Below are 22,444 nucleotides of genomic sequence, written 5' to 3'. Positions count from 1 at the left end.
AATGAAGAACCGAATCAACGCACTCTTCGAAAGTGCTCCCTCACACTTGCTTTCCGTATATTTTTGCGCTGGCTGCCCCACTTTGGATGGCACAGCCGACGTCATCCGCGCCCTCCAACGGGGAGGAGTCAGCATGGTCGAGATAGGCATCCCCTTCAGCGACCCTATGGCCGATGGCGTGGTTATACAAGAAGCCGCCACACGCTCCTTACACAACGGCATGTCCCTGCGGTTGCTGTTCCAACAGCTAGCGGACATACGGCGTGACGTTCACATCCCCCTTATCCTGATGGGCTACCTGAACCCCATCATGCAATACGGCTTCGAGGCGTTCTGCGAGCGGTGTGTCCAGGTCGGCATCGACGGCCTCATCATACCCGACCTCCCCTTCCGCGACTACCTCGCATCCTACAAGCCCGTCGCCGAGCGCTATGGCCTGCGCGTCATCATGCTCATCACCCCCGAGACCGATGAACAACGCATCCGCGACATCGACGCCCATACGGACGGATTTATCTACATGGTGTCCAGTGCAGCCACTACCGGCGCCCAACGCGACTTCGACCTTACGAAGCAGGCCTACTTCCAACGCATCGCCGCCATGAACCTGCGCAACCCGCGGATGATAGGCTTTGGTGTAAGCAACCGACAAACCTTCGAGGCAGCCTGTGCACACGCCGCGGGTGCTATCGTAGGCAGCCGCTTCGTCACCCTGCTGAACGAACATGCCGGCAATGCCGACGCAGCCATCCAAGCCCTCCGCACCGCCCTCAGTCAATGAACCATTCTATCCCGCCCCACCGATGAGCACAAAAAAATCCCGGCGCGAAGATATCACATCTCGCGCCGGGACAAAACACGGTATCGTTATGTCAATTTACCATCCTAATTTAGAAAGCCCTGCGGCCTCATACCACTCCAACGAGCGATAGGCTTCTGCTCTGGCCGAAGTTACCGACTGAGGAATATAATGAGTTACTCCATGCGTCCCTTCCATCGAAAATATGCCTGCACTGCTCGAATAATTCATCGGTGTAGTGTTCCAATAAACCACTGCGCTATCAAACGCTTCCTTCCAAGCGGTGTAATCTTCTTCATCCAAAAGGGTCTGCATCATCTGTGCCCAGTCATAATAACCCACATAATTACTATCACTGTGCGAGCGCTGGTCATAATTAAAAATCTCCTCTAACAGAGACTGCGTATCCGCTTCTTCCGGCAAAAATTGTGCAGTCAAACCAGCCAACGCTCCCAACTCAGCCATATTCAAAACGCAGATAGATGCTCCACCGGTCCAATTAGTATTGCTAATACCTGCTCCCGCCGCATACAAATCGTCATACACATTGAAATAAGCATCTGCCAAAGCAGCCGAAGCTCCTTCTTGAGCAATGTAAGGAAGCACCGCATCATAAGGTGCACCCGGTCCCGGAGTCTCCGTAGGCGAGGCGATGTAATAATTGGCATAATCACGCAATTCGTAAGCAACCTCTATTGACTGCATAAAGCACGCATCAAACATAATAAAATCGAAATGAGGAGCTTGCGACATAATTTCCTTGAAGTCCGAAAGATTCATGCGGTTATCCCCATTGCCCGCATCCTGCCCAATCCAACGGCTGGAAGGCAACGGATAAGGGATCCATCCGTCGCAGTGCGACCAATAAATCAAAGCGTAACTCTCCGCCTGATAAGCAGGATTCTCAAAAACATCTTGAAACACCTCCTGTGTCTCTTCCACCCCCGTCGAATTACGGTCTTCATACCCTTTAACGACTTCTTCCCGTACATCTCCATTGACATTCCTGAACTTCAGAAGTTGAGGATTCCCGTATGCCTTATCCATATACACGAACAAAGCCGTTGTTGCTGGTACATTAGCCATTCCCAATCTCACTTCTTCCAAATCGTCTTCTGCAAAAGACGAAAGATTGTTATCAGCCACTACATACATCAACACAGTACGCTCTATGGGACCTTCAGGTTCTTCAACAGGCAAGTCCTCTTCATTGCAAGCTAACAAGAAAAAGGGCATTACCCCCCACATCCACACCCGCATATCCCAGAACTTACATTTGGTCTTACTCATCATTACGGTTTCTTAAAAGAAAAGTCAGACTGAGACAGTCCTTCTATCACAAAGGTCTTTGCTTTTTCGTATTGCTTCTTCACTTTCGAAGCCTCTTTTTCCAGCTTATTTTTATTCTCTGAAAAATAAATTGCACATGTATAGTCCGTGTGACTTCTCTCATATTCCAGATAGTTTTTCATCTGATAAGCGTACGACTCACGGTGAGGCAAAAAACCATCATGATCCAACTGCACGCTATCGACCACCTGTACCTCTGTAAAGTAAACAACAGAGTCCTTAAAAGAAGCTCCCACACCAAACATATATACAGGCTTTTCCTTCCCTTTCATTGTAAAAGCAGAAAAAAGCATCACAGCCATTACTGCTATCAAGCATATTCGAATGTATCTCATACTCACACAATATTTATTTTAATCGCCACAAAGGTAACAAAAAAACCGGACGCCCCACAAGGCGAACCGGTTTTTAATGTTTCTAAAGTTGTCGGAAATTGATATTCCTTACTCATCCCAAGTAAGACTTGAGCAATTTGCTACGATTACTTTGTCTTAATCTTCTGATAGCTTTTTCTTTAATCTGGCGAACACGCTCACGGGTAAGTCCGAATTTATCGCCAATTTCTTCCAGGGTCATTTCCTGTTGTCCGATACCGAAAAACATCTGAATGATTTCTTTTTCGCGCTCGGTCAGCGTAGAAAGTGCTCTGTCAATTTCCCTCGCAAGAGACTCGTTCACTAACGAGCGGTCAGCCATAGGAGAGTCATCGTTGACCAACACATCAAGCAGGCTGTTGTCTTCTCCTTCCACAAAAGGCGCGTCCACCGAAATATGGCGTCCAGAAACCTTCATCGTATCGGAGATTTTGTCCACCGGAATATCCAGCTCATCTGCCAATTCCTCGGGCGAAGGACGACGTTCGTTTTCCTGCTCAAACTTCGAAAAGGCCTTACTGATTTTGTTCAGAGATCCTACCTGGTTCAACGGCAGACGTACGATACGCGACTGTTCGGCCAAGGCTTGCAGAATGGACTGACGTATCCACCATACGGCATAACTGATGAACTTGAAACCACGCGTTTCATCGAACTTCTCGGCTGCCTTAATCAGTCCCAGATTGCCCTCATTAATCAAGTCGGGCAGGCTTAAACCCTGATTCTGATACTGCTTGGCCACAGATACGACAAATCGAAGATTAGCACGGGTCAATTTCTCCAATGCAGCACGGTCACCCTTGCGGATGCGTTGAGCGAGTTCAACTTCCTCCTCGACAGTAATCAGATCCTCACGACCAATTTCTTGCAGATACTTGTCAAGTGAAGCACTCTCCCTGTTAGTGATACTTTTGGTAATTTTTAGTTGTCTCATCCTTCAAAACATATTAGGGTACAAAGATACGACAAATTGACGGATTACAAGCAATTTGAAGTAACTTTTTTCACGTTCTTTTTATACAAAAAAAGTGCCGACATTGTTCATGCCAGCACCTTTTTATACTTTATCTGTTAAAGAAAACTACAAACAATCTTTTTACCTATACTTATTCATCACGTTCTTATTCTTGTTGCAAATCCACCGCATAATTGGCACGCTTACCAGAAGGGAACATACCGGTGATGAACAGCACTTGTTCAGGAGACTGGGTAGCAGCTTTCAATACAGCTTCCAAATCATCCACAGACTTCATGCTCTCACCATTGGCTTTCAAAATGATGAAGCCTTTACGAATGCCAGCATCTTTCATTTTACCTGTGCTGACACCTGTTACTTCCAAACCATAACCCAAGTTCAGTTGACGTTTCAATTCATCACTGATAGGCTTGAAGGCAGCACCCAAGATTTCCATGCCGCGGTCTTTCACCACCTTCGTGTTACCTTGCGAGTTCTTCAGCGTGATGGTCACTTCTTTTTCCTTCTTATCGCGGATGATAGTAGCCTTTACCTTATCGCCTGGACGGTGTTTGGACAAGATTTCTTGCAAGTCCGTAAACTTATGTATCTTCTTGCCATCCAACTCAATGATAACATCCTTCTCTTGCAAGATACCGGCTGCCGAACCACCATCTATGACTTCTGCCACATAAACGCCTTCCTTCACACCCAATTCTTCGGCTTGTTTCTTAATCTCATCCACCAGCTCATCAGACATTTGCAATTCAGTCGAGAAATCTCTTCCTTTAATACCCAACAAAGCACGCTGCACCGCACCATATTGTTTCAAGTCGGCTACAACCTTCTTCATGATGCTGGTAGGAATGGCGAAACCGTAACCTGAATAAGTACCCGTGGGAGAATAAAGCATGGCATTGATGCCGACCAATTCTCCTCGAGCATTGACTAGGGCACCACCACTGTTACCTTGGTTGATGGCCGCATCGGTTTGTATGAACGATTGAATGGTAGCTGCTTGCCCGTTGGAAGCGGATGAGCCTATGTTACGTGCCTTAGCACTGACAATACCGGCCGTCACCGTAGAACTGAGGCTGAAGGGATTGCCTACAGCCAGCACCCATTCACCCACTTTCAGAGCATCCGAATCGCCTACAGGAAGCGTGGGAAAATCATCACCTTCGATTTTCAACAGAGCCAGGTCGGTGTCAGGGTCCGTACCGATGACGCGTCCTTTGAATTCACGTTCGTCGTTGAGTTTGACGGTGATTTCATCGGCATCTTCCACCACGTGGTTATTGGTAACAATGTAACCATCTTTCGAGATGATGACACCGGAACCGAAACCCACTCGAGGCTGCGTCTTAACTTGACGTTCTTGTCCGCGTGGATCGCCGAAGAAGAAATCAAAAATATCGGGCATCGTGCGCACGGTTTCTGTACGTCCCAATTGCGTGGAGCGAATGTGTACCACGGCATGTACAGATGTCTCGGCAGCCTGTGTCAAATCAACCGGCTGTGCGGCGGTGGCTGTCAGTCCGGCCAAGCGTAAATTATCAGGATTCTGCTGAAAAAGCTCACTGAAAGTAGCCGAAGATTCTCTTTCATTGCTAAGCAGTTTATAGGCTGTATAACCACCTACTCCAGAGCTAAGCAGTACAATGGCGGCCACTCCTACAACTTTTTTCACTGTCTGTTTCATAATCTATTATACCTTTAAATGTTAATATTCGGGTTTCTTTTAAGATTTCGACGTTAAAATAACGACAAAAATCATTCTGTTATTCCCCCTGTCATGCTTTTTTGTTCTCCTTTAACAATGGATATTTAGGGCTTAACAGCGGTTAACGGCTAAAGCTGACAAATTTGCATTTATGCACACAGACGAAATGTTAAAGCAACTCTACCCCTATGCCATTTCTGTCAGGCAAGGTAATTTTCCCTGCCACCACCGTCATACCCCGGAAGCGGTCATTGGCAATCAGCAGGCTACCGTCCAGGTCGGCAAAGTCGACAGCCGGCGAAAGTTGGGCGGCGGCAGAAATGGCACACGAAGTTTCGGTCATGCATCCCAGCATGACTTTCATGTTCAAGGCACGTGCCAGGGTAAGCATTTTCCACGCCTCGCGCATGCCGGTGCATTTCATCAGCTTGATATTGATGCCGCTAAACGCTCCTTTCACTTTCAGAACATCCGGCAAGCGTTGAATGGACTCATCGGCAAAGACAGGGAGAGGGCTGTGCTGGGTAATCCAAGCGATATCGTCCAAACGTTCTTTAGACATGGGTTGTTCCACCATGACGATGCCTTGCTCCTTCAGCCAAAAGATTTCGTCCAATGCCTGCCGGCGGTCGGTCCAACCTTGGTTAGCATCGACGGCTATGGGCAAAGCGGTCACCGAGCGGATGGTTTCTATCATCTGACGGTCATTGCCGCCTCCCAGTTTTACCTTTAATATATTGAAGCGGTCGGCACATTCTTCGGTTTTCTGCCTCACCACCTGAGGTGTGTCGATACCTATCGTGTAAGTGGTAGAAGGCGCTTTGTCTTTATCCAGGCCCCATATCCGGAACCAAGGGGCTCCGAGAAGTTTCCCTACCAAATCGTGCAAAGCGATATCGACAGCTGCCTTTGCGGCAGCATTTCCTTCGGACAAGCCGTCGACATAGGCCAAGATTTCTTCCAGACGGAAAGGGTCGGAAAAGTCACCTATCTTGGCTTGCACTTGTTTCAGAAAGGCGGTGACACTTTCCAGTGTACCCAGTTCTTTTTGCAAGTAAGGGGGCATGGAAGCTTCGCCGTATCCGATGATGCCGTCATATTCTATTTCCACCTGCACGTCGGGAGTGGTGGAACGCGAATGGGTAGCCACGGTGAAGACATGGCGCAATTTCAGTTCGTAGGGAAAGAAGCGGAGGTGCATCCGAGCTACGCTCCCAGCCTGCCTGTTTATATGTACTAAAGGTAGGGCAGCGGCAGGACTTGTACCCAGACCCAGTCCCAAAGCGGCCAACGAGGCGGTCTTCAGAAAATCTCTTCGGTTTTGCATGACAGTGTGGTTTATTGATAAAAATCGTTGGAGGCCGTTGTGTCCAGCGCAGGTTGTCGGCCGATATAAGGCAGTATCCGCGTGGCAAACAACAGGCGATTCAAGTTAAATTCATCGAAAGCCGGGTCGGCAGGGTTGAAGCTGCTGACGTGCACATCGCCCTGCGAATGGATGAAACGCTTATTACCTATATATATAGCAACGTGCACCACACGGTCCGGTCGGTCTGCGGTACCTTTCCGACCGAAAAAGACGAGGTCACCGGGTTGCAGGTTGGCGAATTCAGGGGCTATGTCGATACGCTGCCCCACGCGGGCCTGTTGCGAAGCATCGCGCGGGATAATCATGTCGTGCATGAACAGAACCGTGCGCACGAAACCGCTGCAATCTACACCCTTGGACGAAGTGCCCGCCCACAAGTAGGGGACGCCCATCAGAGTGTAGGCCGTGGCGATGAGACTGGCGGCATCTGTTTTCAGAGAACGACGCCATTCGGTTTCGGGCCGGGCGATGGACTTGCGGATGTAGCCCGTGCGGCCGTCCGGATAAGACACGTGGTAGAACGCGCCTTTCGTACCTTCCCACTTCAGACGGTTGCCGGCCACGACATCCGACACGGTCTGCGCACCCTCGTCCGGCCGGGTGTAGACAAAGCCATAGTGTGCGGTGACAACTATCTTTTCAGCGCGGTTCCAATCCTCCAAGCCGCTGCGCGTCACACGATGCACGGCGGCGGGATGCACCCAAGCTATGTAGCGGTCGGGCGTCTGGATGCGATACCAGCCGTCATGCTGCAACACACGCACCGGCATCCCCAGAAGTCCCTGCGTGACCATCTCGGAGGCGAAGTCGGGCGAACGGTGCAGGTTGGCCACCGACAGGTCGAGGATGCCGAACGTCTCTTCCCCCAGTTCCAGCGTGTCGGGCAACACCCGCAGGCAGTCCATGCAACGGTAGCCGAGGGCAGACAACTCATGCAACAGAGCATCTCGGGCTTGAGCCGAAGTGGTGACGCCACGCAGCATCACGTTCTTGTCCGCAACGGCACAGTCTACGTCGAACAACGCCACCCGCCCGTCCGAAGCGTAGACCTGCTTCAAACTATCGGTCAGTTGCCGCACTTCGGACGGCACGTCTGCATCGCCGGCAGCCATCAATCGTCCTCCGGCTAAAAAGGAGAGGAATAACAAGAATAGGAATTTTTTTTGTTTCATGTTCGATTCATTGGAATAGGGCTTCAAAACTACAACTTTTTTCTTATCGCCCGGCATCGGCAGGAAGAAAAACTTGTCCGGGCACCGAAAATACCTCATCAGCACCTTCCTGTCGGACGATTTGGAATAAGAATCAATGTCTCCAGCTTCTCGTCGAACGATTTGAAGCAAGATTCAACGTTTCTAGCCATTTTTCTTTTACAGGCAAGGTAAAATCCGATGTTTTTTCGTACTTTCGTTTCCTGCTGAGGTAGAATACGCCGTTTACGCCCCTCATAAAGACTGAAACTACGGAAGAAACGAATGAAAACCGGACAACAAAAAACATTGGAATGAAGACAAAGATTCTCTGGATAGATTTGAACTGCTCGTATGCCCACGCTTCACTGGCCTTGCCGGCCCTGCATGCCCAGATGATGGACCGGGCAGATGTGGAATGGCAAGTGGTGTCGGCCACTGTCAACGAAAATCCGGGTTCCACGGTGGAAAAAATCTTCCGCCACCGCCCCGACATCCTCGCCGCCACGGCCTGGCTCTTCAACCACGAGGCCTTGCTGCACATCGCGTCACGGGCCAAGGCGCTGCTCCCCCACTGCCAATTGGTGCTGGGCGGACCGGAATTTCTGGGCGACAACGAAGCCTACCTGCGGCAGCATCCTTACGTGGACGCCATCTTCCGCGGGGAAGGAGAAGAAAGTTTCCCACAATGGATGGCCTGTCGAACACAGAAAGAGGCATGGCGAAATGTCGACGGACTGTGCTACTTGGAATCGCCCGGTGGGGCATACATAGACAACGGTACGGCCCGTGTCGCCCGTTTCGAACAACTTGTCCCGCCCGAAGCCAGCCCCTTCTTCAACTGGGACAAGCCTTTTGTGCAACTGGAGACTACGCGCGGCTGTTTCAACACGTGCGCCTTCTGTGTGAGCGGAGGTGAAAAACCCGTACGCACCCTGCCGCTGGCAGACATCCGTGAAAGGCTGGAAAACATCCGCCGACACGGCATCCGCGACGTGCGGGTGCTGGACCGCACTTTCAACTACAACGCTACCCGCGCCCGCGAACTGCTACGCCTGTTCCGTACATTCCACCCCGACCTGCGCTTTCACTTAGAAATACACCCGGCTCTGCTGAACGATGAACTGAAAGCCTTACTGAAGGAAGAAATACCCGCCGGGTTGCTCCACCTGGAAGCCGGCATCCAAAGTCTGCACGACGATGTTCTACGCGCCTGCCGACGAAAAGGAGATTTGCAGACTTCGCTCGACGGACTGCATTTTCTCTGCTCGCTGCCCCACCTAGTGACGCACGCCGACCTCATCGCCGGACTACCCCACTACCGCCTTTCGCAAATTTTCGACGACGTGCGCACACTGGCCGGCTACCGCGCCGGAGAAATACAACTGGAATCACTGAAAGTACTGCCCGGCACCGCCATGCGTAACCAAGCCACCGAACTGGGCATCTGCTATTCGCCACTCCCCCCTTATGAAGTACTGAAGACGCACGACCTGTCGCCCGCCGAACTGCAAACAGCCCGCCTGCTGTCACGCTTGCTGGACGGATACTACAACACCGCCGCCTGGCAGGAAGTGACCCGACAGCTTATCCTGCATGACAGCGATTTCCTGCCATGCTTCCTTGACGACTTGACGCAGCGGAACGTCATCGACCAACCGCTCAGCCTGGAACACCGAGGTATCTTGCTGTACGGATTCTGTCAAAAACACTACCCTGCTTTCGTCGGCTCGGTCACCCAGGCCTGGATAGAAGCCGGTCTCTCTCTGAAAAAAAGCCCAGCCGAACGCGTCAGGACGAAACATATCGTCCCCCCAGAACATTGGAAAGTATTGAAAGGAACATACAAACCCAGCCTGCGCCTCTGTTTCCTACCCACGGACGACGAAGGCACGCAAGGATACTGGTATGGCTATGAATCGGAAATGCAGGTAGCACAGCCCGTCTTCAAAGCCATGAGCGATTAGAAAATCTCTGCTTCCTATCCCCGTATTTGCCTAAAAAAGCTTACCTTTGCGCCCGTTTTCCAGGACAACTCATAAAAACGAGCTTTGACATGTATTCAACCGACGAATTAAAAGACATCACCCACTTCTTGTTGGAATATGCCAACCGGCTGATGGGTTCGGGTGTACACACCTCCCGCGTAGTGCGAAATACCTGCCGCATAGGCCACTCGCTGAACGTAGAAACCAACGTATGCGTCATGCAGAACAATCTTCTGGTCAACGTACGGGATACGGACAGCCGCGAAGTGTATAACGAAATGGCCTCTATCCCGGCCTTTCCCATCAGTTTCGAATTGAACGCAGAGTTAAGCGCCCTCAGTTGGGATGCGCACGACCAACACCTCTCCTTGCCCACCTTGCGCGAAAGATATGCGGAAATCATCGCACATCCTAAAATGGACCCTTTTTGCACGCTCTTTCTGGCAGCCTTTGCCAATGCTTCGTTTTGCGCATTGTTCGGCGGAGACTGGACGTCGCGCGGCATCGTATTCTCGGCCACACTCATCGGGTTCTACATGCGGCAACTGATGCAGCGGAAGCACATCAACCATTACATCGTTTTCGTCGTTTCGGCATTGATTGCTTCATTGGTTGCCTCATCGGCCTTGGCGCTGGACACGACATCCGAAATAGCCATTGCCACCAGCGTGCTTTTCCTGGTGCCGGGGGTTCCTCTGCTGAATGGTGTCATCGACATTGTAGAAGGATACATCAACACCGGCTGCAGTCGTCTGATACATGCGCTGTTGCTGGTATTGTGCATAGCCGTGGGGCTGTCCTGCACACTCATGCTGGTACGAAACAGTTTACTCTAAACAAACAGGAATCAAAATATGATTACAGACATTCTTACTGACGGTATCTTTGCTGCCATAGCTGCTATCGGGTTCGGAGCTATATCAGACCCACCCTTGCGTGCCTTCCCTTCCATTGCTTTACTGGCTGCCGTGGGCCATGCCCTGCGGTTTTGCCTGATGACTTATCTGGGAATAGACATTTCGACCGCTTCGCTCTGCGCCTCGTTCACCATCGGAATGGGCAGCCTGCTGCTGGGCAAACGTATTCTCTGCCCCATGACAGTGCTTTACATCCCCGCCCTGCTGCCCATGATTCCAGGCATGTATGCCTATAAGACAGTGTTTGCGCTTATCATGTTTATGCAGAATCTGAATAAACCGGAAGCACTGCAAGGCTACATACAGGACATTTTTACGAATGGACTGGTGACATGCAGTGTTATCTTCATGCTGGCGGTGGGCGCCACTTTCCCGCTGTTCCTCTTCATCAAGCGTGCTTTCTCGATGACACGCAGACAGAAATAGGAGAGGCAGGCATTGCGACATAAGAAAGAATCAACAACAAAAAGAAAATAACAATGGAAATATTTTGGGAAACAATTGCACGATACAACGAGAACACATGGGTGGTACAGCTCGCCATTACATTAGCGGGCATAGCCCTGACCACATTACTCTACATACGGCCGACTAAAGCCACTAAATGTGTGATGAAAGCTTATATGGTTTTCTTAAACGGATGGATAGCAGGCGTATATTACATGGTTTACGGCGGAATGCGCAGTTATCACTACATTTTAGCTATCTTCTGGGGGATTCTGGCGCTTATCTGGCTGTGGGATCTTGTAACGGGATATACTACCTTTGAACGCAATCTGAAGCATCGTTACCTCGTGGCTTTGCTCTATGCCATGCCTTTCCTGTATCCGTTGCTGTCATGGGCACGTGGCATGGAGTTTCCCATGATGACTACCACGGTCATGCCTTGTTCAGTGGCCGTATTCACCATCGGCTTGCTGTTAGGCTTTTCACGTAAGGTAAACCTGCTCATCATCCTCTTCCTATGCCACTGGGCGCTGATTTCTTTTTCCAAGATTTATGTCTACCAGATTCCGGAAGACACCTTGCTAGCCGCCTCTACCGTGCCGGCCATCTACTTGTTCTTCAAGAACTATTTCGACCAGAACTTGCACAAAGAGACCAAACCCAGCGCACGCTTCATGAACGGCTTCCTCATCGTGATATGTGCTGTCATCGGCGTGGCATTGAGCATCACCTTGCTGCACGGATTGTTGAACCCATAAGGCGAGGCGCCGCATGACATCCTCCCTCCCAAACGCCTGTCCGGTCCGCCCCGGACTAAGCCATCGTCTGGCCCCGGACTAAAACCTAGTCTGCCCTAGACTAAACCATCGTCCACCCTACACTAACTGTTAGTGCAAGAGTGAACAGATGTTAACAGGATGACCTAATTACAAACAAATGCTAATATCCTCCCGATGGAGACAAAAAAGAAGAGGTTTCGTGGCGATGCACGAAACCTCTTTTCAGTATGTCTCCGCCCTGTGTGGGCAAGGCTCATTTAATAGAACCAGCGCACGTAGCAGAAATCTTGGCGATGGGGCAAATCTTTGTTCTTCGGGAACATCCGGTAAGCCACCTTGAAGCTGCCTGCATTTTCCAGCTTATGTTTTACCTGGAATGTGTAGAGAGTGCCTTCTTTCTTAATCACATGGAACGGCTCTACGGAATAGACATGCTGCTTGCCGTCTTCACCGGTATGCGTGGTCACCAACTCCAGGCCGATGGCATCATCCAGTCCCTTCTCGTCGATGACGTAAGTAATGGTGTACTCCTTACCGCTTTCGATGGAACCTTTCAGCAGCTCTTCAGTCTTTTCGCTTGAAACGACCTCGATGCTATCCCATTTTTCGACTACCTGCTCCTTCCAAGCTGCTATTTCCTTCGCCTTGGCATAACCATTGGCAGCCAACATCTTGAAACGTTCAGCCTCCTTCGTATAGAACTTCTTGTAGTAATCGTCCAACTGACGCTTCATCGTGTAATGCGGTGCAATCTGCGCGATAGAGTTCTTGATGGTACGAACCCAGCCCTCGGAATAGCCCTTCTTGTTGCGGGCGTAGTACAGCGGCAGGATTTCTTGTTCAAGAATACTATAAATAGTAGCAGCGTCCAACTGGTCTTGATATTCCTGGTTCTGATAAGTACGCTTTTCGGTCAATGCCCAGCCGGCACCTTCACGATAGCCCTCCAGCCACCAGCCATCCAAAACGGAGAAGTTTACAACACCATTCATCAAAGCCTTTTCGCCAGACGTACCGGAAGCTTCCAACGGACGAGTCGGTGTGTTCAACCAAATATCTACACCCGAAATAAGACGGCGAGCCAACTTCATGTCGTAATTCTCCAGGAAGATAATCTTACCCAAGAACTCAGGACGACGGGAGATTTCGATAATCTTCTTAATCAAGCCCTGTCCGGCACCATCATGCGGATGAGCCTTACCGGTATAGAGGAACTGTACGGGATAGTCAGGATTGTTCACAATCTTAGCCAGACGGTCTAAGTCGGTAAACAACAGATGGGCACGCTTGTAAGTAGCAAAACGGCGGCCAAAACCTATCAACAACGCATTCGGATTAATCTTATCCAGCAAAGATACAATGCGTGAGGGATCGCCTTGATTCTTCAACCAAGTTTCACGATAAGACTTGCGCACGTAGTCTATCAGTTTGTTCTTCATCTGCATACGTGTCTTCCAAATTTCCTCGTCAGACACTTCATAAATGGCCTTCCAGAACTCAGGATTAGACTGATCGAACCAGAAGTTCTCATCAAAATGAGCTGCATAAAGCTGTTTCCATTCAGTAGCACTCCAAGTGGGGAAGTGTACGCCATTTGTCACATAACCCACATGCATTTCTTCAGGGAAGTAACCTTTCCAGATGGGAGCAAACATCTCCTGAGAAACCTTTCCATGCAACCAGCTTACGCCGTTAACTTCCTGGGATGTATTACAAGCGAAAATAGACATGCAGAAGCGCTCGCCCTTGTCGCCCGGATTGTTACGGCCCAAATCCATCAGATCGTCCCAACTGATGCCCATACGTTGTGGATAACCACCCATGTATTTGCCAAACAAACCTTCGTCGAAATAGTCATGACCGGCAGGAACAGGTGTATGGACGGTATAAAGAGAAGAGGCACGTACCAATTCAATGGCTTGATCATAGCTCAAACCTTCAGCCACATAGTCACATATACGCTGAACGTTAATCAATGCAGCATGGCCTTCGTTGCAATGATAGATATCCTTCTTTATGCCCAATTTCTTCAATGTCAAGATACCGCCAATGCCCAACAGGATTTCCTGTTTCAAACGGTTCTCCCAATCGCCACCATAAAGCTGGTGAGTAATGCGACGGTCGAACTCGCTATTCAGTTCATTATCCGTATCCAACAAATAAAGAGAGATACGGCCCACATTCACACGCCATACATAAGCATGCACGTAATAATCCAAGTAGGGAACGTCGACAATGACCTGCTGCCCATTCTCATCTAACACGCGGTCGATAGGCAACTGACCGAAATTCTGAGCCTCGTAATTGGCAATCTGCTGACCATCCATCGAAAGGGTCTGCGTAAAATAGCCATAACGATACAAGAAGCCCACGCCACACATATCTACATTGCTGTCGGAAGCCTCTTTAAGATAGTCACCGGCCAATACGCCCAAACCACCTGAATATATCTTAAGTACATGAGTCAAACCATACTCCATGCTGAAGTATGCCACGGAAGGACGCTTTTTGTCGGGTTCTACATCCATATAGTTGCGGAACTTAGAATACACAGCATCCAAGCGACGCAAAATAACTTTATCATTGGCCAATGCCTCAAGCTTGGCATAGCTCATACGCTCCAATAGAAGAACTGGGTTTTGGCCCACTTCTTTCCACAGGGCAGGGTCAAGGTCTCTAAACAACTCGGTAGCCTCGTAATTCCATGCCCACCAAATGTTGCGAGCCAGTTCTGACAGTTTCTCCAATTCAGCGGGAATGTGAGATTTCACATTCACATCTTTCCAATTGGGAGTGTTTACATTACTAACTTTAATCTTCATTGTATGATAACTTGAGTGATTAATATGATTTTGTTAACCTAACAGCCGTTTCATGGCATGACGCAGGGCGATATCATAGGCATCATAATAATTCTGGATAAAATATTTCCAGAGAGCCTGTTCTGCCACTTGTCCTGCACGACGGCGGATTTCTTTTACTTCTTCTTTAGTTTTAGTTGAAAATAACGAAATAGTGTCTTTCACGCCATCAGCTACTTCCGAATAATTATAGTCTGAGCGGTGAAGCACCTGTACACCGTCTTCTATGCCATGCTGATTACGCAAGCTGTTTACCCAAAGGCCAAATCCGGCCAAATCGGTGGTGACGGTCGGCACATGAAATGCCACGCTTTCCAAAGGAGTATAGCCCCAGGGCTCATAATAAGAAGGATAGACACTCAGGTCAAGGCCTGGTACGACATCGTAATAGTTTTTATTGACAATGCCGTCTTTACCATCCAAATAGCAAGGCACGAAAATAACTTTCACCCGGTCGGTCGGTCGGTTATTCAAGTCCAAATATTTCAGCATGTCAAGCACTTGGTCATGCGTCATATCATGTAGCCAGTGCGTAATAAGCGGACATTGCAGAGGAGTAGTAAACTTCTCTTTGCTTTTCAATCTCTGTTGCAAATCCTCACGAGGGTCTCCTACCCATCCAGGAACGCTGACAAGCGCCAGCACTTTCTTTTGCAGGTTTTTGTCCCGATTCAAACGGTTCAATGCCTCCAGGAATACGTCAATTCCTTTATTCTTGAATTCATAACGGCCACTGGTACCGATTATCAGCACGTCGTCATCTAGCTCTTCGCCCAGCAAACAATTGGCAATCCGCAACATCAAGACACGTGCACGCTTACGTTTCCCGGCATACGTGGCTCCTTTGGGTACGAAATCGTCTTCGAAGCCATTCATCAGAATGGCATCAGCCGGCTTATCCAACAGTTCTTTACATTCATTATTGGTAATCTGGCTCACCGTAGTAAAGCAATCCACATAGTGTGCCGTTTGCTTCTCTATGGAATGTTTGGATTGCATATTCAGTTCCTGAGCCATTTGGTCGCCATTGTATGCGAAGAGGTAATCATAAAGAGGCTTGTTGTTGCCTGCGATGGAACGCCCGATAGAAGTGGCATGTGTAGTGAATACCGTAGCTATCTCAGGCACTGTGGCTTGCAGGTAAAGGGCAGCCATGCCTGTCATCCATTCATGAGCCTGAAAGACGACCTTGTCCGTCTCCGTCAAGTTGAAACGGTAAAAGCTTTCCACGACCTTTCCTGTGGCATACGCAAACATGGATGAATCATCATAATCACCATAGGCATGCAATGAATCCACCTGAAAACGGTTCCACATGTCTGTATAGATTTCGTTCTTGTATGGGAAGTAAGGCTGATAGTCCACCAAAATCACAATAGGACGCCCGGGGACATTCCAACGTCCTACTCGCACAAGAAGGCCGTCTTTCTCGGTTGCATATTCACGCCATGCGGCGCACAAGTTGTCAGACTCCTCAAACAAAGGATTATCTTTTCCTTTCCAAATATCCGGACCGATATAAAATAAGCGGTCATGAAACTTACTTTGCAATGTATTGGCTTGTGTAGACAACACGGTATATATACCGCCAACTTTGTTACACACCTCCCAACTGGCTGCAAAAACATAATCGGGAGTCTGAAATCCTTCTATCATATATGTTATAAAACTCATTTAAAAATGTGGCGCAAAGGTAGGCATTATTCTTTGAAAAATAGTCTTTTAATACAAAAAACTGATTCAGGGCATAAAAGAAATTTTCCCCACCCCCGCCACAAAGCCCTTGGGAAAGGGGCTGGAAAAGTTGGAGCAGGCAGACGGAAAGTAGCAGAAAAAGCTACTTAAAACTCCCGAAGTGAAAGACAAACTTCATCTCCAGGTTGGAGATGTACATCTTCAGGCTAAAGATATACATCTCTAGGCTAAAGATGTGCATCCCCAGCCTAAAGATAGAGTTTTTATCTAACATTGAGCTATTATATTTCGGGATATAAGATTCTTTTTCTGAAATTGGCAGAGTCAATCCGCAGAATTATCGGATAACTGTTTATTGGAAAAATGCTTTTTTTGTGAAATATGCATAAACCGTGCCGACGAAAAGTAGAGGCTTTTGTACCTTTGCCTACATCATTCTAAAAATAGGAAGACATGAATACTGAGAATCTGGAAAGCGGAAATGTAGTGCTGAACGCACATAATAAAGAAGAACATCGGCCGTCACACACATGCGAACACATTGTAAATCAAACCATGATACGGCTGTTCGGATGCGGGCGCTCGGTATCGGCACACATTGAAAGGAAGAAAAGTAAACTGGATTATGCCTTAGAACGTTGCCCGACGGAAGAAGAAGTGCGGCGGCTGGAAGAGGCGGTGAACGAAGTTATCGGCCGACACTTGCCAGTCACCACAGAATTTATCACGCAAGAAGAAGCCCGAGACCGTTTTGATATGCAACGACTGCCGGAAGGAGCCTCACAAACAGTGCGCATCGTGCACGTGGGCGATTACGACGAATGCCTGTGCATCGGTGCGCACGTCGAGAACACGGCTGAAATCGGAACGTTCCGCATCATCAGCCACGATTGGGACGAAGAGCGTAAAGTCTGGAGAATGCGCTTTAAAGTAAGCGGGAAATAAACTCAAGACTTCTTCACCCGTTTCAAAAAACGATCCGTCAGCCAACGGCGAACCGGCTCATCATAAAGCCTCAACGAAACATAAGCCAGGGTGACGGCACCAACAAACACCAGGACCATGTAGGGTATGCCGTCGGTGATACTGGCACCGGTGTTGCATACCCAAGCCGTGTAGACATACACCAGCGGATAGTGGGTAATATAGATAGGATAAGAGATGTCGCCCAGGAATTTACAAATGGCCGTGGAGCGACTTCCCGTCACCTTGCCACCTGCTCCCATCGACACGATAAGCGGAAAAAGGAACAGAATACAGAACGATTCATAAAGGCCGTTCATCCAATAATGTTCCTCACCGCCCAAACGGGGAACAGACAACATGCAGACAATAATCAGACTGCAATACCAAAAAGCACGCTTCTTCACACGAATCAACCAACCCAAGCGGGACAGCAGCAATCCCCCAAAGAAAGGATACAACAAACGAACAAAACCCACGTATTGCTGTTCCCAGGTCAAAGCCCAGCCTCCTACCATGTCACCCAGCGGAGCCGTCTGCCCGCGATAAACAGTCAGACAGGCAGCCAGAAATACAAGGACAGCCAACGCCTTCTTGCTGAAACGGCGAATGAACAAAGCATACAAGATATTGGCAATATATTCATAATAAAGAGACCAGCAGGGACCGTTCAACGGATGCATCTCCGTCCAGCCACGCACATCCCAACGAAGCGGAAGAGGAAGCAATGTGCATCCCCACAACATCAGCAACAGAAGCATCCAGACAGGCGTTTCTCCTATAAGCGGAAAACACACCGAAGACTCTTGAAAATAAAAGAACACGGCACCCACAATGCTCCCCATTATGACCATTGGATGCAAACGGATAATACGGCGTTTGAAGAAAGTGCCCAGTGTCATGCGGTCCCAGCGGTCATCATACGCATAACCTATCACAAAACCGGAAAGCATAAAGAAAAAGTCGACCGCCAAATACCCATGATTGATGATTTGAGTCAGATGATTGCCCCCCGCATGAGCTTCAAACAGATGAAAAAGAATTACCATTAAGGCAGCTACGCCACGAAGTCCATCCAAAATCTCATAGTGAGGCTTCGAAGCCAAGTAAGTGGTTTGTGCTTTCATTTCTTCCTTTTTTAATATCAAATAGTTTTTTTGTCATGAAGGCGCAAAGGTAAAAGAAAAAACGATACAAAAGAAATAAAAAAGGATATATCTTCAGAATCACTTCTTCGATATATCCTCACAAAATTTACCAATACCCAGTTAAGGTTTGAATCATAACAAAGCTTTCAATCCATTTTCATAAGCTTGCACCAATTCATCCATCACCTCGGCCACCGGCTGAATACCTTTCCCTTTCAGCAGCGAAGCGATTTGCCCGATCTCCAACTCACCTTCTTCCAAATCGCCTTCAAAAATGCCTCGTTTGGCACGCCCTTTTCCCAGCAATTCCCGGAGCTGCTCTTCCGTAGCTCCAGAAGCCTCTGCCACAGAAACCGCATCCAGGAACTTGCCCTTCACCAAACGGGTAGGTGCCAGTTTCTTTAACAAAAGACGCGTATCTCCTTCTTCCAATTGCAGACAATAGTTCTTAAAAACATCGCTGGCAGAGCTTTCTTCAGTCAATGCAAAACGGGTACCGATTTGCACGCCTTCCGCTCCTAAAGCCCTTACAGCCAACATGGCCTCGCCCGTTGCAATTCCACCGGCAGCAATCAATGGCAAAGCAGTAGCTCGACGAACGGCGGGGATAAGGCATAACGTAGTTGTTTCTTCACGCCCATTATGACCGCCAGCCTCGAATCCCTCCGCCACGACAGCATCTACACCAGCTTCTTCTGCTTTCTGCGCAAAGCGAGAAGAAGAAACTACATGAACTACCGTAATGCCACGTTCATGCAACCAGCCCGTCCATTTCTTCGGACTACCGGCAGACGTAAAGACAATCTTCACACCTTCATCTGCCACCAGTTGCATAGCCTCATCTATTTGCGGATACATCAAAGGCAAGTTCACGCCAAAAGGTTTGGAAGTAGCCGCCCGGCATTTCCGTATATGTTCACGCAAAGTGTCAGGATGCATCGAGCCTGCTCCTAAAAGCCCTAATCCGCCGGCGTTGCTCACGGCAGAAGCCAAACGCCAACCACTGCACCAAACCATCCCCCCTTGGACAATGGGGTAAGTAATGCCAAACAAAGAAGTAATTCTATTCATATCTTATCCGTAATTAATTGATTCAATCTTTATATTAACAAACAATCTCATTCCATTGTTTAAGTTTCATTTCAAATGCACGGTCACAGAATCTCCATATGCCCTTAAGACCTCAAGCGTACGAGCCCGGCGTCGCCCTATTTTCCTATTCCAAAATTCTCGGGTAAAAATAGCCATAAAGCTAAGTCCGGACGGCGAAGCTGCTCCTACGGGCTGCGCATAGAGCCAAGTCTTAAGATTCTTTTTCCAATCAGGCGCATCTATATCTATTTTACATTGCAACACCGGATCCCAATTGTAAGGAGTGGTGGGCGTGTAAGGGTATAACGTCAGCCGGCCTCTCTTTTTCTGATGAATGGTGGGTAAGGTAGAATCAAAATCCAGCCAAGGCTTTTCTTCCGACATCTTCCCCTGGCCCAATGGAAAAATTTGCTTCAGCTCCTTCAAAGCTTTCTGATTTAGTTGAATCTCCCCTTCCCTATCCAATAATTGGCGAATACGCAGAGAGTCCTCCGAAGTCCAATCTTGAGCTGCTAGCGAAGACCATGCAAGTACCAGCAAACAGCATAGAAGTTGCACTCGTCTCATAAAAACAACCGGGCAGAAACTACCACCACATATAATCACTGCCACAAAGTGGCTCATTCCAACACGGATCTACGGTCCATACTGTTCGCGGATACTGCCTATTTTCCCACCAATGACGATAGCGAGCCACTGCATCCAGCACTTCTTCATCGGACAAGAAATAAATTCCTTCATAATTCTCAGCCCCTATGTGTACCATCTTGCATCCCATGGAAGCGTTATGTCCTAAGCGAATTGTCTCCACTGTCCAAAGCAAACACTCACCCAAACGAAGCTTACCGCCAGCAGAATAAGAAATGGGTGCTAACGAAAAAGATGGAATAACACTCAAATCATCTGCATAATCCAGCAATGCAGCGATATCTTTTGTCGTAAACTTTGGCATTTGAGAAGCTCCATCAACAGTAGGTACAGGCAGATTTCCCTCTTTCAATTGGTGCACGAACAGGTCTACATCCGGATGATTATAATCCAATGCTTCTTCAGAGCAAGAGACAAAACAGCATAACAAAAGACTAAAAGCCAAATAGGCACTCCAGTTTTTCTTATAGAAGAACAATGCGATTATCTTTTTCATAATTCGGTTATATTCGTTAATAGGTCATACGAAGACCACAGAGTAAATTCAAATTGAGCGGGCGTTCTGTACGTAAGGTCCGTGGAGAAGAATCTTCATTAAAATGATGAGAAACAGAAGGTTCTGCAAAGAAGGCCAAACGGTCTGTCATTTTATAGCGTAACCCCACTCCGGCCTGAACAGCTACCTGCAGAGGAGATGAATCTCCAGAAATAATCTTCTCCATCGAAACGCCTGTTTGCGCGTAGAAATCAAGGTGACGATTTGAAGCTAACGACATATTCACCCGAAGAGGCACACTTAAAGAATGTAAAGGTTCGTTTTCTGCGGTTTCTAGACGGCTATATTGCAAACCGGCTTCTAAAGAAAAGCGTTTACCTAACGAACGCTCCACAAGAACACCGGCTGTAACAGGTGCAGCATAGTCGGAACTTGGAAGAGAGGTGCCAATCAGTGTTTTCAATGCCCAACGAGATGATTGGAGAGAAGAGACTGCTTCTTTCATGCTTTTTTGCTTTGCCCGTCCGGAATTTGCCGTAACGGTTCTTGAAGAAGATGTCCTTTCGTCCGTCAAATAATTGTGGTTGGCATTTGTACGACGGCGCTTCCCATACTGCTGTGTTTGAGTAATGGATATGGAAACATGCACAGACACTGGCTCATCTTCTTCTTGTTGTTGTAAAGAAGGAATATTTACAGGCTGCTTCACCTTGTCTGAAGGAACAGATATGGGTGGAAGCTCTGCCACGGGATCGGCCAGTTGGGGCGCTTTATGGGCCAACACTTTTCCGGTATCCTCGGGAACTGGCGAAAGAAGTGCCCAAAAGGAGATCCCTCCCAACAATAATAAAACCGACGCTGCTGCTACCCAACGTAAGCACCGGGTGCGGAAGGCCGTCATAGGCGAAGGCTTGTTTTTCAAGTCTTGCTCCAACATTTCCCAAAACTCACTCCTCACCTCCATCTTCATGTCCTGCAGACGGGTACGGAAAAGATCGTTTATTTCACTTTTTTCTCTCATGAGCCCAATATTCTTTGATTCGTTTTGCCAACAAAGTTTTGGCGCGATGGAGTTGCGAAGTGGAAGTGTGTTCTTTGATATGAAGCAGAGCCGCTATCTCTTTATGAGACTTTTCCTCAAAAACGTAGAGGTTAAAGACTGTGCGACACCCTTCCGGCAACTGGGCAACAAATGCCATCAGTTGTTCTTCGGACAACTGAGAACCAGTTTGAGCCACTTCTGCTTCATCTGGAATATCGGGAAGCTGTTCTTCATTGACTATCAGATTGCCGAATTTCTTTTTGTGTCTTAAATAATCAATGGCCTGTGAAATCATGACTTGGCGTACCCACGTAGCAAGCGAACATTCTCCCCGATAAGTGAAATGCGTGAAGAGCTTAATGAAACCATCGTGCAACACATCGTGAGCCTCGTCTAAATCTCCAGTATAACGGTAGCACAAGGCCAGCATCGACTGTGCATAGAGGGTGTAAAGCGTCTTTCGGGCAGTTTGATCGCCTGCCCGACATCCTTCAACCAACTCTTCAAATCCACTGTCCAATGTCAACAAATTACTTTTCTTCAACGCTCCATCGCGTTGTTTATCTATTGGACGCATGGCAAGGGGAAATGCTGCTGACCAGAATACG

Annotated in this window: 20 protein-coding genes; 6 read left to right on the top strand and 14 right to left on the bottom strand. The window is 48.4% G+C overall.

What is annotated here, in order from left to right; genetic code table 11:
- Position 1: 1 nt before the first annotated feature.
- Complete coding sequence (gene trpA / locus M3090_RS08015; protein WP_249055109.1) at positions 2-781, top strand: tryptophan synthase subunit alpha; 780 nt, start codon at positions 2-4, stop codon at positions 779-781.
- Between the two features lie 96 nt (positions 782-877).
- On the opposite strand, the gene M3090_RS08010 is transcribed toward trpA, so the two are convergent.
- The 6 genes from M3090_RS08010 to M3090_RS07985 all read right to left on the bottom strand — a co-directional run bounded on the left by M3090_RS08010 (position 878) and on the right by M3090_RS07985 (position 7,682).
- On the bottom strand, positions 878-2,092 hold the full coding sequence (locus M3090_RS08010) for a clostripain-related cysteine peptidase (protein ID WP_249055108.1): 1,215 nt from the start codon (positions 2,090-2,092) through the stop codon (positions 878-880).
- Complete coding sequence (locus M3090_RS08005; RefSeq protein ID WP_249055107.1) at positions 2,092-2,484, bottom strand: hypothetical protein; 393 nt, start codon at positions 2,482-2,484, stop codon at positions 2,092-2,094. The genes M3090_RS08010 and M3090_RS08005 overlap by 1 nt, the downstream gene beginning before the upstream one ends.
- A 112-nt stretch (positions 2,485-2,596) precedes the next feature.
- A complete protein-coding gene (locus M3090_RS08000; protein WP_249055106.1) occupies positions 2,597-3,457 on the bottom strand; it encodes an RNA polymerase sigma factor RpoD/SigA in 861 nt (286 codons plus the stop codon).
- A 187-nt stretch (positions 3,458-3,644) separates the two neighbouring features.
- Positions 3,645-5,180, bottom strand: a complete 1,536-nt coding sequence (locus M3090_RS07995) for a Do family serine endopeptidase (protein ID WP_249055103.1) — start codon at positions 5,178-5,180, stop codon at positions 3,645-3,647.
- A gap of 190 nt (positions 5,181-5,370) precedes the next feature.
- Positions 5,371-6,528 (bottom strand): dipeptide epimerase, encoded by a 1,158-nt coding sequence (locus M3090_RS07990; RefSeq protein ID WP_249055102.1) that lies wholly within the window; start codon positions 6,526-6,528, stop codon positions 5,371-5,373.
- A gap of 11 nt (positions 6,529-6,539) precedes the next feature.
- Entirely contained in the window at positions 6,540-7,682 is a 1,143-nt protein-coding gene (locus tag M3090_RS07985) for an NlpC/P60 family protein (protein WP_249055122.1), read from the bottom strand.
- 392 nt (positions 7,683-8,074) lie between these two features.
- Between M3090_RS07985 and M3090_RS07980 the strand changes: the two genes are divergently transcribed.
- The 4 genes from M3090_RS07980 (at position 8,075) to M3090_RS07965 (ending at position 11,870) form a co-directional block, all read left to right on the top strand.
- Entirely contained in the window at positions 8,075-9,727 is a 1,653-nt protein-coding gene (locus M3090_RS07980; RefSeq protein WP_249055101.1) for a B12-binding domain-containing radical SAM protein, read from the top strand.
- 89 nt (positions 9,728-9,816) lie between these two features.
- Positions 9,817-10,584, top strand: coding sequence for a threonine/serine exporter ThrE family protein (locus M3090_RS07975; protein WP_249055100.1), 768 nt, complete (start codon positions 9,817-9,819; stop codon positions 10,582-10,584).
- 18 nt (positions 10,585-10,602) lie between these two features.
- Positions 10,603-11,091: a threonine/serine exporter family protein gene (locus tag M3090_RS07970; protein ID WP_249055099.1), complete on the top strand. Its 489-nt coding sequence runs from the start codon at positions 10,603-10,605 to the stop codon at positions 11,089-11,091.
- 53 nt (positions 11,092-11,144) lie between these two features.
- Complete coding sequence (locus M3090_RS07965; protein ID WP_249055098.1) at positions 11,145-11,870, top strand: DUF6064 family protein; 726 nt, start codon at positions 11,145-11,147, stop codon at positions 11,868-11,870.
- Positions 11,871-12,148: 278 nt separating this feature from the next.
- Here the strand turns inward: M3090_RS07965 and M3090_RS07960 are convergent, their stop codons facing one another.
- Together M3090_RS07960 and M3090_RS07955 are read right to left on the bottom strand one after the other, a co-directional pair.
- On the bottom strand, positions 12,149-14,713 hold the full coding sequence (locus M3090_RS07960; protein ID WP_249055097.1) for a glycosyltransferase family 1 protein: 2,565 nt from the start codon (positions 14,711-14,713) through the stop codon (positions 12,149-12,151).
- 33 nt (positions 14,714-14,746) lie between these two features.
- Positions 14,747-16,408: a glycogen/starch synthase gene (locus M3090_RS07955; RefSeq protein ID WP_249055096.1), complete on the bottom strand. Its 1,662-nt coding sequence runs from the start codon at positions 16,406-16,408 to the stop codon at positions 14,747-14,749.
- Between the two features lie 492 nt (positions 16,409-16,900).
- Here M3090_RS07955 and M3090_RS07950 point away from each other — a divergent pair, with 492 nt between their 5' ends.
- Positions 16,901-17,392 (top strand): hypothetical protein, encoded by a 492-nt coding sequence (locus M3090_RS07950; RefSeq protein ID WP_249055095.1) that lies wholly within the window; start codon positions 16,901-16,903, stop codon positions 17,390-17,392.
- Positions 17,393-17,394: 2 nt separating this feature from the next.
- Here the strand turns inward: M3090_RS07950 and M3090_RS07945 are convergent, their stop codons facing one another.
- From M3090_RS07945 to M3090_RS07920, 6 genes are all read right to left on the bottom strand, one after another.
- Positions 17,395-18,537, bottom strand: coding sequence for an acyltransferase family protein (locus M3090_RS07945; RefSeq protein WP_249055094.1), 1,143 nt, complete (start codon positions 18,535-18,537; stop codon positions 17,395-17,397).
- Positions 18,538-18,690: 153 nt separating this feature from the next.
- Positions 18,691-19,629, bottom strand: coding sequence for an NAD(P)H-dependent flavin oxidoreductase (locus M3090_RS07940; RefSeq protein WP_249055093.1), 939 nt, complete (start codon positions 19,627-19,629; stop codon positions 18,691-18,693).
- 66 nt (positions 19,630-19,695) lie between these two features.
- Positions 19,696-20,262: a DUF4858 domain-containing protein gene (locus M3090_RS07935; RefSeq protein WP_317239158.1), complete on the bottom strand. Its 567-nt coding sequence runs from the start codon at positions 20,260-20,262 to the stop codon at positions 19,696-19,698.
- Positions 20,237-20,794, bottom strand: a complete 558-nt coding sequence (locus M3090_RS07930) for a DUF4943 family protein (protein WP_249055092.1) — start codon at positions 20,792-20,794, stop codon at positions 20,237-20,239. Before M3090_RS07930 ends, M3090_RS07935 begins: the two co-directional genes overlap by 26 nt.
- A 16-nt stretch (positions 20,795-20,810) precedes the next feature.
- Positions 20,811-21,815 carry a porin family protein gene (locus M3090_RS07925; RefSeq protein WP_249055091.1) on the bottom strand — a complete coding sequence of 335 codons (1,005 nt, stop codon included), beginning with the start codon at positions 21,813-21,815 and terminating at the stop codon, positions 20,811-20,813.
- Positions 21,799-22,413 carry an RNA polymerase sigma factor gene (locus tag M3090_RS07920; RefSeq protein ID WP_249055089.1) on the bottom strand — a complete coding sequence of 205 codons (615 nt, stop codon included), beginning with the start codon at positions 22,411-22,413 and terminating at the stop codon, positions 21,799-21,801. Before M3090_RS07920 ends, M3090_RS07925 begins: the two co-directional genes overlap by 17 nt.
- Positions 22,414-22,444: the final 31 nt, after the last annotated feature.

This window comes from Bacteroides sp. ET71, from assembly GCF_023336905.1.
Taxonomy (GTDB): Bacteria; Bacteroidota; Bacteroidia; order Bacteroidales; family Bacteroidaceae; genus Bacteroides.
This window is presented reverse-complemented; position numbering and strand designations above follow the sequence as displayed.

Coding starts and splice junctions, on each gene's coding strand:
- trpA (WP_249055109.1), top strand. CDS start 2: ATGAAGAACCGAATCAACGCACTCTTCGAAAGTGCTCCCTCACACTTG.
- M3090_RS08010 (WP_249055108.1), bottom strand. CDS start 2,092: ATGATGAGTAAGACCAAATGTAAGTTCTGGGATATGCGGGTGTGGATG.
- M3090_RS08005 (WP_249055107.1), bottom strand. CDS start 2,484: ATGAGATACATTCGAATATGCTTGATAGCAGTAATGGCTGTGATGCTT.
- M3090_RS08000 (WP_249055106.1), bottom strand. CDS start 3,457: ATGAGACAACTAAAAATTACCAAAAGTATCACTAACAGGGAGAGTGCT.
- M3090_RS07995 (WP_249055103.1), bottom strand. CDS start 5,180: ATGAAACAGACAGTGAAAAAAGTTGTAGGAGTGGCCGCCATTGTACTG.
- M3090_RS07990 (WP_249055102.1), bottom strand. CDS start 6,528: ATGCAAAACCGAAGAGATTTTCTGAAGACCGCCTCGTTGGCCGCTTTG.
- M3090_RS07985 (WP_249055122.1), bottom strand. CDS start 7,682: ATGGCTGCCGGCGATGCAGACGTGCCGTCCGAAGTGCGGCAACTGACC.
- M3090_RS07980 (WP_249055101.1), top strand. CDS start 8,075: ATGAAGACAAAGATTCTCTGGATAGATTTGAACTGCTCGTATGCCCAC.
- M3090_RS07975 (WP_249055100.1), top strand. CDS start 9,817: ATGTATTCAACCGACGAATTAAAAGACATCACCCACTTCTTGTTGGAA.
- M3090_RS07970 (WP_249055099.1), top strand. CDS start 10,603: ATGATTACAGACATTCTTACTGACGGTATCTTTGCTGCCATAGCTGCT.
- M3090_RS07965 (WP_249055098.1), top strand. CDS start 11,145: ATGGAAATATTTTGGGAAACAATTGCACGATACAACGAGAACACATGG.
- M3090_RS07960 (WP_249055097.1), bottom strand. CDS start 14,713: ATGAAGATTAAAGTTAGTAATGTAAACACTCCCAATTGGAAAGATGTG.
- M3090_RS07955 (WP_249055096.1), bottom strand. CDS start 16,408: ATGATAGAAGGATTTCAGACTCCCGATTATGTTTTTGCAGCCAGTTGG.
- M3090_RS07950 (WP_249055095.1), top strand. CDS start 16,901: ATGAATACTGAGAATCTGGAAAGCGGAAATGTAGTGCTGAACGCACAT.
- M3090_RS07945 (WP_249055094.1), bottom strand. CDS start 18,537: ATGAAAGCACAAACCACTTACTTGGCTTCGAAGCCTCACTATGAGATT.
- M3090_RS07940 (WP_249055093.1), bottom strand. CDS start 19,629: ATGAATAGAATTACTTCTTTGTTTGGCATTACTTACCCCATTGTCCAA.
- M3090_RS07930 (WP_249055092.1), bottom strand. CDS start 20,794: ATGAAAAAGATAATCGCATTGTTCTTCTATAAGAAAAACTGGAGTGCC.
- M3090_RS07925 (WP_249055091.1), bottom strand. CDS start 21,815: ATGAGAGAAAAAAGTGAAATAAACGATCTTTTCCGTACCCGTCTGCAG.
- M3090_RS07920 (WP_249055089.1), bottom strand. CDS start 22,413: ATGCGTCCAATAGATAAACAACGCGATGGAGCGTTGAAGAAAAGTAAT.